General features: G+C 64.6%; 11 protein-coding genes. 7 read left to right on the top strand and 4 right to left on the bottom strand.

Translation table 11 applies throughout. The annotated features are described in order from the left end of the window. Positions 1–17: 17 nt before the first annotated feature. The 3 genes from ACPJXG_RS00800 (at position 18) to ACPJXG_RS00790 (ending at position 2,101) form a co-directional block, all read left to right on the top strand. The gene (locus tag ACPJXG_RS00800) at positions 18–806 is read left to right on the top strand and encodes an AraC family transcriptional regulator (RefSeq protein WP_176389437.1); all 789 of its coding nucleotides are present in this window, start codon (positions 18–20) and stop codon (positions 804–806) included. A 116-nt stretch (positions 807–922) separates the two neighbouring features. Continuing rightward, positions 923–1,522 (top strand): MarC family protein, encoded by a 600-nt coding sequence (locus ACPJXG_RS00795; protein WP_034781292.1) that lies wholly within the window; start codon positions 923–925, stop codon positions 1,520–1,522. Positions 1,523–1,555: 33 nt separating this feature from the next. Further along, positions 1,556–2,101: a DinB family protein gene (locus ACPJXG_RS00790; protein WP_425253106.1), complete on the top strand. Its 546-nt coding sequence runs from the start codon at positions 1,556–1,558 to the stop codon at positions 2,099–2,101. Here the strand turns inward: ACPJXG_RS00790 and ACPJXG_RS00785 are convergent. Both ACPJXG_RS00785 and ACPJXG_RS00780 read right to left on the bottom strand, forming a co-directional pair. Next, the gene (locus ACPJXG_RS00785) at positions 2,066–3,256 is read right to left on the bottom strand and encodes an MFS transporter (RefSeq protein WP_425253105.1); all 1,191 of its coding nucleotides are present in this window, start codon (positions 3,254–3,256) and stop codon (positions 2,066–2,068) included. The two genes, ACPJXG_RS00790 and ACPJXG_RS00785, sit on opposite strands and share 36 nt — an antisense overlap. Continuing rightward, on the bottom strand, positions 3,253–4,434 hold the full coding sequence (locus ACPJXG_RS00780; RefSeq protein WP_425253104.1) for a serine hydrolase domain-containing protein: 1,182 nt from the start codon (positions 4,432–4,434) through the stop codon (positions 3,253–3,255). The genes ACPJXG_RS00785 and ACPJXG_RS00780 overlap by 4 nt, the downstream gene beginning before the upstream one ends. 114 nt (positions 4,435–4,548) lie before the next feature. Between ACPJXG_RS00780 and ACPJXG_RS00775 the strand changes: the two genes are divergently transcribed. The 3 genes from ACPJXG_RS00775 (at position 4,549) to ACPJXG_RS00765 (ending at position 10,866) form a co-directional block, all read left to right on the top strand. Beyond that, positions 4,549–5,439: a LysR family transcriptional regulator gene (locus ACPJXG_RS00775; RefSeq protein ID WP_425253103.1), complete on the top strand. Its 891-nt coding sequence runs from the start codon at positions 4,549–4,551 to the stop codon at positions 5,437–5,439. Positions 5,440–5,646: 207 nt separating this feature from the next. Beyond that, entirely contained in the window at positions 5,647–7,353 is a 1,707-nt protein-coding gene (locus ACPJXG_RS00770) for a methyl-accepting chemotaxis protein (RefSeq protein WP_425253102.1), read from the top strand. A gap of 174 nt (positions 7,354–7,527) precedes the next feature. After that, positions 7,528–10,866, top strand: coding sequence for a DEAD/DEAH box helicase (locus ACPJXG_RS00765; RefSeq protein WP_425253101.1), 3,339 nt, complete (start codon positions 7,528–7,530; stop codon positions 10,864–10,866). 115 nt (positions 10,867–10,981) lie between these two features. On the opposite strand, the gene ACPJXG_RS00760 is transcribed toward ACPJXG_RS00765, so the two are convergent. Continuing rightward, a complete protein-coding gene (locus ACPJXG_RS00760) occupies positions 10,982–12,400 on the bottom strand; it encodes a heavy metal sensor histidine kinase (RefSeq protein ID WP_176389430.1) in 1,419 nt (472 codons plus the stop codon). Beyond that, on the bottom strand, positions 12,397–13,107 hold the full coding sequence (locus tag ACPJXG_RS00755; RefSeq protein ID WP_035822967.1) for a heavy metal response regulator transcription factor: 711 nt from the start codon (positions 13,105–13,107) through the stop codon (positions 12,397–12,399). The genes ACPJXG_RS00760 and ACPJXG_RS00755 overlap by 4 nt, the downstream gene beginning before the upstream one ends. A 138-nt stretch (positions 13,108–13,245) precedes the next feature. Here ACPJXG_RS00755 and ACPJXG_RS00750 point away from each other — a divergent pair, with 138 nt between their 5' ends. Next, on the top strand, positions 13,246–13,740 hold the full coding sequence (locus ACPJXG_RS00750) for a GlcG/HbpS family heme-binding protein (RefSeq protein ID WP_425253100.1): 495 nt from the start codon (positions 13,246–13,248) through the stop codon (positions 13,738–13,740). Positions 13,741–13,744: the final 4 nt, after the last annotated feature.

The raw sequence follows: 13,744 nt of genomic DNA, 5'->3' as shown, positions 1-13,744 counted from the left end.
AAAACTGACCTTATTTGATGGATTGTTCCTCCCACGCCTTTCAGGAATTGCTGCCCGTCACGGCGCGCGCCATGGCGCTGGCCGTCGACTATGCGCACGGCCACGTGATTTCCGCGCACCGCCACACGCATGCGCAGTTGCTGTATGCCATCGAGGGCGTGATGACCATCGAGGCGCAGGGCGGGCGCTGGGTGGTGCCGCCCACGCGCGGGGTGTGGCTGCAGCCCGGCATCGCGCACCGGGTGCGCATGAGCGGCGCGGTGAAAATGCGCACGGTGTTCGTCAACTGCGCCAATTCTCCATTGCTGCCTAGCCACAGCTGCGTGCTCGACATCAGTCCCCTGTTGCGGCAATTGATCGTGGCGGCCGTCGACATCGCGCCCGATTTCACGGAAGGCAGCCGCGACTGGCATCTGCTGCAGCTGCTGTTGCACGAGCTCGACAGCCTGCCCGTGCTGCCCCTGTATCTGCCATTACCTAGCGATGCGCGCCTGCGCGGCATTTGCGCGCGGCTGATGGAACAACCGGGCGAACAGCAAACGGTGGCGCACTGGGCGCAGGAACTGGCGATCACCGAGCGCAGCCTTCACCGCTTGTTCCAGAAACAGACGGGCATGCGCTTTGGCCAGTGGCGCCAGCAAGCCAGATTGCTGCGGGCGCTGGAACAATTGGCGCATGGCAGCAAGGTCATCGACGTGGCCATGGACAACGGCTACACGAGCCAAAGCGCGTTCACGGCCATGTTCAAAAAGCATTTCGGCACCACGCCGACCGCGTTTTACCAGGCTAAAGTCATCGCCGCATAAAAAAAATGCTGCTATGCATCAATAATCATGGGCGATAGCCGCCGCTCTTGTTATCATCGCAAGCCTTATCGCACCGCGCCCATCCTGGCAGCGGTGTTGACCTCATTCATACCACCATGACACAGAATTTCTTCCAGACATTTATCTTGCTCTTGCTCGTCACCGATCCGTTCGGCAACGTTTCCCTGTTCGTCAATGCCCTGAAACGGGTACCCATCGAGCGGCGCTGGAAAGTCGTCGTGCGCGAGTGCCTGATCGCCTTCGGCATCTTGCTGTTGTTTATGTTCTTCGGCCGCCATTTCCTGAACGCCTTGCAATTGTCGGAAGTGGCCCTGCGCATCGGCGGCGGCGTGATCCTGTTCCTGATCGCCATGCGCATGGTGTTTCCGCAGCCAAACGCGGGCAATAGCGACCACGAGATGGGCGGCGAGCCGTTCATCGTGCCGCTGGCCATCCCCGCGCTGGCTGGCCCGTCGGCGCTGGCCACCGTGCTGCTGTTTTCCTCGCATGAAATGAACGAAGTCATCGCCCATGTGGCGGGGCTGACGGCCGTGGCCGTCGTCTGGCTGGCCGTCTTCCTGTGCGCCGAACGCTTGCAGCGGGCCTTGGGTCCAAGGGTCATGACGGCGTTCGAGCGCCTGATGGGCTTGATCCTGACGGCGATGGCCATAGAAATGTTGCTGGCCGGCATACGCGCGTTTTTGAAGTCCGTATAAAATAGTATTTCATTCATTCACGGAGGTTGGTCCATGAGCCGTTGCGCCCACATTTGCCTGATGGCCGATTACAACCAGTGGATGAATGCCAAGGTCTACGCAGCGGCGGCCAGCCTGCCGCAGGAAGAACTACAGCGCGAGCGGGGCGCCTTTTTCGGCTCCCTGCTGGCCACCCTGAACCACGTGATGGTGGGCGACACGCTGTGGATGCAGCGCTATGCGAAACACCCGGCCGGCTTCCCCCTGCTCGACCCCATCCGCGCCATCACGCCGCCCGCCTCGCTCACGCACCCGCTGTTCGCGGCCGAGGATTTTGCCGCCATGCACGCGCACCGGCAATGGCTGGATGAGCTCATCGTAGCCTGGGCCGCCTCCATCCGCGAAGAAGACCTGGACCACCTGCTCGATTACCGCAACAGCAAGGGGCCGAACCGGCGCGCGTTTTTCAGCCTGCTCATGCATTTCTTCAACCACCAGACCCACCACCGGGGCCAGGCCAGCACCCTGCTGTCGCAAGCGGGCGTGGATATCGGCGACACGGATTTACTGTTTCGCATCCCCAACCATATCGAAGACTGACGACGGCCGGTACAGCCACGCTTTCACGGCAATCGCCGCCAGCGCCAAGGCACCCAGCAGCGCGCCGCAAGCCAAGGCCCCCGGCATGCCGCAGGACTCGATGGCCATGCCTCCCGCCAATGCACCGACCGTCACGCCCAGGTTGATGGCGGCGATATACACGCCGATGGCGAACGCGGGCGCCTCGCGCGCTTCGCTGCTGAGCCACACTTGCGTGACGATCAGCCCGCTCGTGTGCGCGGCGCCCCAGAACAGCAACAGCACCGCCAGCGCCGCCCAGCCGATACCGCTGCCCGCATAGCGGTACAGCAGCCAGTACGCCAGGCCCAGCAGCACGGGTTGCAGCAGGACCGTGCGCAGCACCTGCGTGCCCAGCTGGCGCCCCGCGAACAGATTGCCGGCTACGCCACCGATACCAAACACCACCAGCGCCAGCCCCGTCTGTCGCGCCGACAAGCCCGCTTCCTGCTGCAGATACGCGGCCGCATACGCATACACGGCAAACATGGCGGCAAACACCAGCACGGCGGCGGCAATGGTCAGCCACAGGGCCGGTTTGCGCAGCACGGCCAGCTGGCGTCCATACGCCAGCGGCGCTTCCTGCGGCGTGTCCGGCAAGAACAGGTATAAGCCCAGCGCCGCCAGCGCATTGACGAGGGCGCAGGCAAGGAACGATGCCTCATAGCCATACTGCGCGGCGATCCACGTCGTGAGCGGAATGCCCAGCACCATGCCCATGCTGGTACCCGTAAACGCATGCGCGCCGGCCCGCGCCGATTGCTGCGGCGGGTACAGGGCGGCTGCCGCCACCATGGCCAGCGAGAAATACACGGGGTGGAACAGGGCCGGCACCATGCGCAGCGCCAGCAGCAGCCCGAAGCGGGGCGCATATGCCGACGCCACGCTGGCCAGCGCGAACACCAGCAGGGAGACGATCAGCACGGGCTTGCGGCGCCAGCGCGTGGCCAGCAGCACGAGAAAGGGACCGCCCACGGCGATCACCACGGCGAACAGGCTCACCAATGAACCCGCCTGCGCGGCCGTCACGCCGTAGCGCTGCATGATCATCGGCAAGAAGCCGACCACGCCAAACTCGATGCAATACACGCCGAACAGGCCCAGCGCAAGGAAGACGATGGGGTGCGGGCGTGTCATGGCATTTCCTTTGCACCATACACAGCCTGGCACAGTTCCGCCACGAACGGCCCCGCCATGCCTTCCAGTGCCGTATTCGTGAACGCCACCACGGACAATTCCTGCGCTGGGTCGACAAACCACGAGTGGCCATACGTGCCGCCCATGCGCCAGCTGCCCGTGGATTCCGGCGTGGCAGCCAGCTGTGGATCGCTCAAGACCGTAAAGCCCAGGCCGAAGCCACGGCCAGGCCAGAACGGCAAGTCGAAGCCGCCCGTCTGGTTTTCTCCCATCTGGCGCGCCAGCGCCGGCGGCAGCAACGGCGCGCCGCCCAGGCGCAGGGTTTCCAGCAGGCACATGAAGTCAGGCGCCGAGCCGACCATGCCGGCGCCGCCGGACGGGTAGGCGTGCGCATCGCGGGCACGCGCCGGAGATAACACAAACCCTGCCATGCCATCGAGAAACGGCAGATGGTCTTCGCCCTCGTCGCGCAAGCGGCGCGGCCGGGATTCTCCCGCTGCCCGGTCCGCATACGCGACGGCCAGGCGCGCCGGGTCGCTCGCCACAAAACCCGTGTCGCGCATGGCCAGTGGCACGGTCACCAGGTATTCCACGGCGTGCGCCAGCGGCATGCCGGCCGCCTGCTCGATCACGGCGCCCAGCACATCGGTGGCGATCGAATACGCCCAGCGCTCGCCGGGGGTATACGCGAGCGGCACGGTGGCCAGGCGGCGCAGGTTGTCCTCCAGGGAAATGCGGGATGCATCCATGCCGTCCGACACCCCGGCCCGCGCATACGCGCCGCCCGGCGGCTGGAAAAAGCCATAGTCGAGGCCGGCCGTGTGCGTGAGCAGATGCCGCACGGTCATCGCCGCCACGGCACCGTCCGGCTGGCGCGGCGCAAAATACGGCAGCCAGCGCGTCACCAGATCATCCAGGCCCAGCCGGCCCAGCCCCACCAGCGCCAGCGCGGCCGTCGAGACGATGGGTTTGCTGACGGATGCCAGGCGAAAGACGGCGTCCTCAACCATGGGCGTGTCCGCCTCGCGATCCAGGTAGCCGGCCGCGCGGCGGTAAATTTCCTGGCCACGCTGGCGCACCAGCACCACGGCGCCCACCAGGCGCTGCCGCTGCAAAACGGCGTCGAGCAAGGGATCGATGCGGGCGGACAAAGCCGCAGGAGAGAAGTTGTACATCATGGCGTAGCCTTTCAAATGATCAGGCTGCCAAGGTAAGGCAGGCGCGATCAAAGAAAAACAGGCTATAGTTTCTCTCTGTGCGGACGCTGGCATCCGCAATCAAAGAGGAACCACATGGATAACCTGGCGGGATTCACGGCCTTCGTGCAGGCGGCCGAAACGCGCAGTTTCGTGGCGGCGGGCAGGGTGCTCGGCATTTCCGCCTCGGCCGTGGGCAAGAGCATCGCGCGGCTGGAAGAGCGCCTCGGCGTGCGCCTGTTTCAGCGCAGCACGCGCAGCATCGCGCTCACCAGCGAGGGCACGGTGTTCCTGGAACGCTGCCGGCGCATCCTGGGCGAGATCGAAGCGGCCGAGCTGGAGTTATCCAATAGCAAGAGCGCACCGCAAGGGCGGCTGCGCGTCAGCCTGCCGCAGGTGGGCAGCCTGCTCAATCCCGTGCTGGCCGCGTTCGCGCGCGCCTATCCGCTGGTGGAACTCGACCTCGACTTCAGCGACCGCCGGGTCGACGTGATCGAGGAAGGCTACGACGCCGTCGTGCGCGCGGGCGAGAGCGCCGACAGCCGTTTGATGAGCCGCCAGCTGGGCCAGTTCCAGCTGCAACTGGTGGCCGCGCCCGCCTATCTGGCGCGGCACGGCACGCCGCTGCTCCCCGCCGAGCTGAGGCAGCACACTTGTCTGCTGTACAAATTTCCCAGCAGCGGCAAGGTCGAGGCCTGGCCCCTGCCCGACTGGCCTGCCCTGCAGGCGGCCGGCTTGCCGGCCCTGCTCAACTGCAACAATGTCGACACCTTGCTGCACTTTGCGGAAAGCGGCCTGGGCATCGCCGCCCTGCCCGACTTCGCCGTGCGCGCCGCGCTCGCCGCAGGCCGCTTGCAGCCGGTGCTGGACGCACACCGCCAGCACGATGGCGCCTTCCGCATCCTGTGGCCCAGCAGCCGCCACCTGACGCCGAAACTGCGCGCCTTCATCGATTTCCTCGCCACCCACGTGTTTCCGAAAAACTAAGTCCGCATCCAGCGCCGCGCTCGTTGTTTCCACACGACAACTTAGTTAAGTTGCTACCAGTTTTTCAGCTTTTCGCGGACTTGATACAAGTTTTTGTATTGCAGTGCGGAATTTTGAGGAACAATTACAGACTGGCCGTGGCTACGTATAAACCCGTAGCCGTGGCCTGTCGCCGTTTTCCCTCACTTCCGCAACACGAAAGCAATCATGTCACTCACACAATTCAAAATCGGCACCCGGCTCGGGATCGGGTTTGCTGTCGTCCTCGGCCTGCTGGTCGCCGTCTTGCTCGTCGGCCTGTATTCCATGGGGCAACTGAGCGCGCGCACGCACGACATCGTGGCCGACAAGAACGTCAAGATGGCGGCCGCCAATACCATGAGCGACAACGTGCGCAACATTACCCTGGCGATCACGAGCATTGTGGTGGCGCCGACGGAAGCGCTGGTTCAGGCGGAACTGGCCAAGATCGGCGAGTCGCGCAAGAAATACGGCGCCGCCAAGGAAACCTTGCAAAAGAAAATCTCGACGGACAAGGAAACGGCGCTGATGGCCGAACTCGATGCCGCCCTGAAATCGGGCGCGCCGCTGAACAACAAGGTCATCGAGCTGCGCAATGCGGGCCAGACGGAAGAGGCGATCGCCTTTCTGACGCAGCAGGCGGCACCGAGCCTGAAGATCGTGCTGGGCGCGCTCGACAGCCTGGTCGCGTATGAAGCGCAGCAGGCGGCGCAAGCGGCAACGGATGCCGAAACGCTGAGCGCCAGCGCGCGCGCCTCCATGATTGCCCTGGGCAGCGTGGCCGTACTGCTGGGCGCTTTTGTTGCCTGGATCATCACGCGCTCGATCACCCAGCCCATCAATGCGGCCGTCAGCGTGGCCGAAACCGTGGCTTCGGGCGACTTGTCGTCGCACATCGTCGTCAATTCCAGCGATGAAACGGGCCGCCTGCTGGGCGCCCTGAAAGCCATGAACACCAGCCTCTTGGGCGTGGTGGCGCAAGTGCGCCACGGCACGGAGGCGATCTCCACGGCATCGAGCGAAATTGCCGCCGGCAACCTCGACCTGTCGTCCCGCACGGAAGAGCAAGCCAGCTCGCTGGAAGAAACGGCGTCGGCCATGGAAGAGCTGACCTCGACCGTGAAACAGAACGCGGACAATGCGCGCCAGGCCAACCAGTTGGCGAAAAGCGCGTCGGAAGTGGCCGTGCGCGGCGGCAGCATCGTCTCGCAAGTGGTCGACACCATGGGCACCATCAACGCCTCGTCGCGCAAGATCGTCGACATCATCGGCGTCATTGACGGCATCGCCTTCCAGACGAATATCCTGGCCTTGAACGCGGCCGTGGAAGCGGCACGCGCCGGCGAACAGGGACGCGGCTTTGCCGTCGTGGCATCGGAAGTGCGCAATCTGGCCCAACGCTCGGCTGGCGCAGCGAAGGAAATCAAGGAATTGATCGCCGCCTCCGTCGCCAACGTGGACACGGGTTCGCGCCTCGTCAACGAAGCGGGCCAGACCATGGGCGACATCGTCGACAGCATCGTGCGCGTGACCGACATCATGGGCGAAATCACCTCCGCCACGCACGAGCAGACCATCGGCATCGAGCAGATCAACATGGCCATTGCCCAGATGGATGAAGTGACGCAGCAAAACGCGGCCCTGGTGGAAGAAGCGGCGGCCGCTTCGCAAAGCATGCAGGAACAGGCGGGCGAACTGGCGCACGTGGTGGGCTTCTTTAAAACCGGCAACCATGTCGCCAGCGCAGCCAAGCTGACGCCAGTGCGCACAACACCAGCAGCGCCCGCCATCGCCCGCCCCGCAGCCAAACCCGCACCCGCACGCAAGGCCGTCACGGCCGCGCCGGCGCGCCGCAGCAATGCCAGCGCCGAGAGCGAATGGGAAGAGTTTTAACGAATAGCAACACCCTCCCCGCAAGAAAGCCAGGCAGGAAGTTGCTGCCTGGCTTTTTTTCGTCCGCAATCACCACTTTTTTTGCGGCAAAGCCCGCGCAATAGGCGAGAGTGCAAAACGTGCACCGCGCATACGCTTTACAATCCTCGCTCGCTTTACAAAATATTGGTCATCATGAATCAGGCAGAACAGCAGCGCCTCCTGGCTATCCTGGAGTATTGGCACAAGATCGAATTCTTTATCCCGTTTGACCTGAATCAAATCACGGACGTTGAAGACCAGTCCACCGTGCGTCTCCTGCACCGCGAACAGCTGGCGCAATTGCCGCTGCAGTTCGCCACGCAATGGCAAGTGCCGTCCGACCGCGAGATCGACGGCTACTCATTGTTCCTCGGCGTGTTCGACAAGGCCGAAATCAACAAGGCTTGCCCGCCGGCCAACGGCCCGGAAAACATGGCCGAAACAGAAAAAACAGAACTGCTGGGACGCTCGTGCTTTGCCCGCCTGAACCTCAATGCGCTGGGCGAGCCGCAGTTCGATCCCGTCTCCGTGTCAACCTTGCCGTGGGCGCTGGGCCGCGCCCGTACGCCGGACTGGTCCGGCCTGAGCCTGGACGCCTTCAGCGACAGCCAGCTGGCGCTGCAAGACAGCCTGCGCAACTTCGCGGCCAGCCGCACGCCACAGCAGGTGACGGACGAGGCCGGCAATGTCTCGTCGCCCCTGTCCGGCATGGAAATCGCGGCCCTGGCCGATCTGCTGCGCGACTGGGCCGGCTTCCATCCGTCGGCCGGCCAACCGCTGGCCGTGCTGCAAGTGCGCACACGCAAGAAACGCGCTGCGGTGACGGAAGCCGATACGCTGGAGTCCAGCCAGAACCGTACGCTGGATTTTGGCGACGCGGTGGAAGCAAGCGTCGACATTCTCAACAGTTTTTACCTCGATGACCTGGAACAGATCATCCGCGCCTTACGTGGCGGCAAGCTTCCCGCGACGGTCGCCGCCTACCTGACGCCGCTGGCGCAGGATGAGCGCATCGATCTGTACAGCCCGGCCGGACGCCAGGCGCTGGCCGCCATGCTCAATCCGGCCAACATGAACCGGGGCCACTGGCTGGAAGACGCCAGCTACGCCATGAGCCTGATGCAGCAGTTCGCCATCCATGGCGCGCGCACGGGCTTGAGCGAACGGGGCATCTTTTCCGTCAACGGTCCGCCGGGCACGGGCAAGACGACCTTGCTGCGCGAATTGTTCGCCGACAACATCGTGCGCCGCGCCAGCGTGCTGTCCTGCCTGGACCGCGCAGGCGACGCCTTCATCGGCAAGGTGGCCGTGGCCTTCGAAGGCGTGCGCGACCCGATCACCATCGCCCGCTTGCGCCCGGAACTGACGGGCTTTGAAATGGTCGTCGCCTCGTCGAACAATGCAGCGGTGGAAAACATTTCCGGCGACCTGCCAAAACCCAAGCAGTTGGGCAAGGAATGGGCGCGCACGCGCTATTTTGAAAGCGTGGCGCGCCGGGTCGTGGCCGATGGCAATGGCGCCAACCGCGCCCTGGGCGAGGCGGAAGCGCCATGGGGCCTGATGTCCTGTGCGCTGGGCAATAGCGCCAACCGCCGCCGCTTCGTCAGCAATTTTTATGACGACGACTGGGACAAGACCACGGCGCGCAAGACGCCGAACACCCAAAATATCCGCCAGTGGCTGGCCAGCTACCAGGGCGTCAGCTTCGCCCAGGCGGCGCGCGAGTTTCGCGAGACGGAACACGTGGTGGAAAAAGCCCTGGCCGAGCACGCCCAGTACGCGGCCCTGTGGCAAGCCGTGGGTACCTGCACGGAAGCCGACTTCATCGAGGCCAGCCAGCAAGCGCTGATCGCCGCTGAGCAAGAGATGGATGCGGCGAATGGTGCCCTGACCGACGCGCTGGCGCAGCAGGACACCCTGCTCGCCAGCAAGAAGGAATTGCTGGAAGAGGAACGCCTGGTGGCGCTGACGCAACCGGGTTTCTTTGCCCGGCTGTTCGGAACAAAACCGGCGCGCGCCTACAAAGAGGCCGTCGTGGCCAATGCCGAAGCGCAACGCCAGGCTGCGCGCGACGTGTCCGCCATCAAGCTGCTGCTCAAGGGCGAGCTGGAGCCGCGCTGCGAGCGCGCCCGCAACACCCTGCACATCGCCCTGCGCACGGCGCAATCGCGCCAGCGCGAATGGGATGACAGCACGGAGCTGCTGCGCCGCGCGCGCATGCGTTTCCCCACCATCATCGCGCCAGCCACCCTGGACGAACTGGACGGCGACGCCCTGCAAATTGGCGGCCTGTGGCATGAGCCGGCCCTGGCGCGCCTGCGCTCGCGCCTGTTCGCCAAGGCCCTGGCCTTGCATGAGGCGTGGCTGGCGGAAGTGGCAAAGAAAGGTGGCCCCGGCTTTGGCGGCAACTTGCTGGCCGTGTCGAAATTACTGAAAAACAAGCGCGCCTATGACCAGTCGCACATCGCCATGGTCTGGCACAGCCTGTTCATGGTCGTGCCCGTCGTGTCGACCACGTTTGCCTCGTTCGCGCGCCAGTTCCAGGGCATGGGTCCCGAATCGCTGGGCTGGCTGTTCATCGATGAGGCTGGCCAGGCACCGCCACAGGCCGCGCTGGGCAGCCTGTGGCGCGCCAAGCGCGCTGTCGTCGTCGGCGACCCGCTGCAGATCGAACCCATCTTCACAGTGCCGGGCCGCCTCGTGCAAACCTTGTCCGCCCTGTCGCCGCACACGCAGGATGGCAGTTACGCGCCAAGCTCCGTTTCCGTGCAAACACTGGCCGACAAGGCCAACCGCTATGGCGCGCAGGTCGGCGCCGGCAGCGCACAGCCGCTGTGGATCGGCAGCCCCCTGCGCGTGCACCGCCGCTGCGTGGAACCGATGTTCTCGCTGGCCAACAGCATCGCCTATGAAGACAAGATGGTCTACGGCTTGAGCGAACGCACGCCGCCGGCCGGCGCGCGGGGCCTCACGAAAGGCCCGAGCCGCTGGATCGACGCCGTCGGCCCCGTCAGCTACAAGCAGGTCGTGCCCGTGCAGCTCGATTTCGTGCTGGAAGTGCTGCTGAAACTGTATCGCCGCGACGGCAAGCTGCCGGACATGTATGTGATTACGCCGTTCAAGGCCGTGCGCAACGAATTGCGTTCGCGCATCGTCGACATGGACTGGGACCGCCGCCTCGGCTACGGCAAGGCGCCGACGGCGCGCGAATTGCGCCAGTGGAGCAGCCAGATGGTGGGCACCGTGCATACCTTCCAGGGCAAGGAGCAAAGCGTGGTGATGCTGGTGCTCGGCGCCGACGACAGCACGGTGGGCGCCGCGCAATGGGCTGCCGCCACGCCCAACCTGCTCAACGTGGCCCTGACGCGCGCGCAGCATTACGTGTACATCGTCGGCAACCCGCTGCAGTGGGGGCAGTTGCCGCACTTTGCGCCGGCGTGCGCGCAGTTGCCGCATACGGACATGCATGAATTTTTGGTGGAGATGGGTTGACGGCCCCATGACCATGCTTTACGGCGTAGGTCGGATTAGGTGGGGCCGCCGAGGTCCGCAGGACCATAATCCGACAATATGGTTGGCGCGTGATGTCGGATTACGCGCTTGCGCGCTAATCCGACCTACAGTCCTCGAGCGGAAACACTAAAGTGAACGTCGTGGCGGCCGCGTCGGACGCCACGCTCGCGCTGCCGCCATGCAACTGCATGATGGCCGTGACGATGGCCAGGCCCAGGCCGGTAGAGGCGGCCGAATCGCTGCGGGCCGGGTCGGCGCGATAAAAACGCTCGAACAGGTGGGGCAAGTGGCGCGCGGGGATGGCGGGGCCGAGGTTGCTCACGCTCAGTTCCACGCCCTCGTTCGTCGCATGCGAACGCAATAAGATCGTGCTGCCCGGCGCCGCGTGGCGGATGGCGTTCGACAGCAAATTGCCCAGCGCGCGGCGCAGCAGTTGCGGTTCGGCCGTCACATTGCCGCTGCCATGGCAAGCCAGCGCCAGCTCGCGCTCTTCAGCCAGGCCTTCAAAGAAATCGGCCAGCCTTAAAAACTCGTCCTGTACAGGCAAGACTTGCTTGACGAGCACCATTTCATCCTGCTGCGCGCGCGCCAGAAACAGCATGCTGTCGATCATGCGCGACAGCCGTTCCAGCTCTTCCACATTCGACGACACCAGCTGTTCATACTCGTGCGCGCTGCGCGGGCGGGCCAGCATCACCTGGCTTTGCCCCAGCAGATTGGTGACGGGTGTGCGGAATTCATGCGCCAGGTCGGCGGAAAACTGCGACAGCCGCGCATAGCCTTCCTGCAGCCGCGCCAGCATGGCGTTCAGGGCCTGGATCAGCGGCAGCAGCTCGCTCGGCGCGCCGCGCGCATCGAGTTGCTGCTCCAGCTTGCCAGGCCGCACGAGGGCCGCGTGCGCGGCGATATTGCGCAGCGGCCGCAATCCCCGCAGCAGCATCAAGCTCGCCAGCAGTGCCGCCACCAGCGCGCTGACGGCCACCGAGACGACAATCTGCCAGCGGTAGGCGGCAAACATGGCCGTGCGGTCGCCGTAGACCCGGGCGACGGAAATGTCGGCCATCTGTGCCGGCTCGCCAATGCGCGCGCTGGCAGCCACCACCCTGGCAGGATAACCGTCGCGGCTGGTCCAGCTGACGATGGCGCCGTCGGTGACGGGCGCATCGACGGCGACAGGAACAGCATGCGCCACCGTCTCGCCGTTCGGATTGACATCGATCAAACGCGTGCCATCGGCGCGCACGATGCGCACCAGGGAGTTCTCTTGTCCGCTCATGGTGTCGCGGAAATACTGGGGCCGCTCGCGGATGATGTCGAGAGTGCCCGCATTACCGAGCAATTGCTGGATCTGCCGCAGTTTACCCAGCAACAAAATATCGTCGCGGCGCTCGATTTCCGCCACAAACGAGCGGTACAAATGCATGCCCAGCCCGGCCGACACGAGGGCCACGATCAGCACGAAGACGAGCGTGACGCGCAGGGTCAGCGAGCGGCGAAGTTGCGCCAGTTTCATGCGGGCGCGCCGTTGTCAGCCACCGTGGGCGCGCGCAATTCGCAGACATAGCCCATGCCCCGCAAGGTGTGGATCAGCTTGGGTTCGAACGGATCGTCGAGCTTGCTGCGCAGGCGGCGGATGGCCGCGTCGATGACGTTGGTATCGCTCTCGAAATTGATGTCCCACACTTGCGAAGCGATGATGGAGCGCGACAGCACTTCGCCCTGGCGCCGCGCCAATAAATGCAGCAAGCCGAATTCCTTGGCCGTCAGGGTGATGCGCTGGCCTTGCCGGCTGACCTTGCGTTTCATCACGTCGATTTCCATGTCGCCGATGCGGATGACGTCGTCTTCGCGTGGCGGCCCGCGCCGCAGCAGGGTGCGGATGCGCGCCACCAGTTCGGCAAAGGCGAACGGCTTCACCAGGTAATCATCGGCGCCCAGCTCCAGCCCTTTCACGCGGTCCTGCACCTCGTCGCGCGCCGTGAGGAAAATTACGGGCACGTCCGCGCCGCCTTCCTGCAGCCGCAGCGCGCGCAAGACTTGCCAGCCATCCATGATGGGCAGCATGACGTCGAGCACGATGAGATCGGGGGACTCCGTACTTGCCATGTGCAAGCCGTCACGGCCATTGCGCGCCAGGCTCACCGTAAAGCCGGACTCGGCCAGGCCGCGCAGCAGATAGTCGCCCGTCTTCGGTTCGTCTTCGATTACCAGGATGCGCATGGCCACTTTCTAAAAGAATATAAAACCATTTTACGCCGCGTGCAGACGGCCGCGGATGATAAAAATGTCATGCGGCGATCATCTTCTCGTAGGGCAACACTGGCCATACTGGCGTCACTTTACTCAACGGACAGCCACATGAAAACCCTGTTACTCGGCAGTACCCTGCTGTGCCTGCTGGCCAGCCCCGCCCACGCCCAGCTGCGCAAGGTCGATGATCTTTCTCTGGCGGTGGCCAACAAGCTGGCCAACGCGGCCATGGCCGCTTGCCAGGCGCAAGGACGGCATATCGTCGTTACCGTACTGGACCGTGGCGGCAATATCGTGACGGTGCAGCGCGCCGATGGCGTCGGGCCGCACAACACGGATGCCAGCCGGCGCAAGGCCTACACGGCCCTGTCGACGAAAAACGATACCCAGGCGCTGGCCGTGGCCGCGCGCGACAACCCCGACATGGCCAATTTGACGACACTGCCGGAACTGTTGCTGCTGGGCGGCGGCCTGCCCTTGCGAAGCAAGGGCGAAGTGGTCGGCGCCATCGGCGTGGCCGGTGGCGGCGGCGCCCTGCAAGACCGGGCCTGCGCCCATGCCGCCCTGGCAGCCATTCCTGAACTCGATTCCTCCACCCTGTGAAAGA

The organism is Janthinobacterium sp. NFX145, assembly GCF_049810325.1.
GTDB lineage: Bacteria > Pseudomonadota > Gammaproteobacteria > Burkholderiales > Burkholderiaceae_D > Janthinobacterium > Janthinobacterium rivuli.
This window is presented reverse-complemented; position numbering and strand designations above follow the sequence as displayed.

Coding starts and splice junctions, on each gene's coding strand:
- ACPJXG_RS00785 (WP_425253105.1), bottom strand. CDS start 3,256: ATGACACGCCCGCACCCCATCGTCTTCCTTGCGCTGGGCCTGTTCGGC.
- ACPJXG_RS00780 (WP_425253104.1), bottom strand. CDS start 4,434: ATGATGTACAACTTCTCTCCTGCGGCTTTGTCCGCCCGCATCGATCCC.
- ACPJXG_RS00765 (WP_425253101.1), top strand. CDS start 7,528: ATGAATCAGGCAGAACAGCAGCGCCTCCTGGCTATCCTGGAGTATTGG.
- ACPJXG_RS00790 (WP_425253106.1), top strand. CDS start 1,556: ATGAGCCGTTGCGCCCACATTTGCCTGATGGCCGATTACAACCAGTGG.
- ACPJXG_RS00755 (WP_035822967.1), bottom strand. CDS start 13,107: ATGCGCATCCTGGTAATCGAAGACGAACCGAAGACGGGCGACTATCTG.
- ACPJXG_RS00775 (WP_425253103.1), top strand. CDS start 4,549: ATGGATAACCTGGCGGGATTCACGGCCTTCGTGCAGGCGGCCGAAACG.
- ACPJXG_RS00760 (WP_176389430.1), bottom strand. CDS start 12,400: ATGAAACTGGCGCAACTTCGCCGCTCGCTGACCCTGCGCGTCACGCTC.
- ACPJXG_RS00795 (WP_034781292.1), top strand. CDS start 923: ATGACACAGAATTTCTTCCAGACATTTATCTTGCTCTTGCTCGTCACC.
- ACPJXG_RS00750 (WP_425253100.1), top strand. CDS start 13,246: ATGAAAACCCTGTTACTCGGCAGTACCCTGCTGTGCCTGCTGGCCAGC.
- ACPJXG_RS00800 (WP_176389437.1), top strand. CDS start 18: ATGGATTGTTCCTCCCACGCCTTTCAGGAATTGCTGCCCGTCACGGCG.
- ACPJXG_RS00770 (WP_425253102.1), top strand. CDS start 5,647: ATGTCACTCACACAATTCAAAATCGGCACCCGGCTCGGGATCGGGTTT.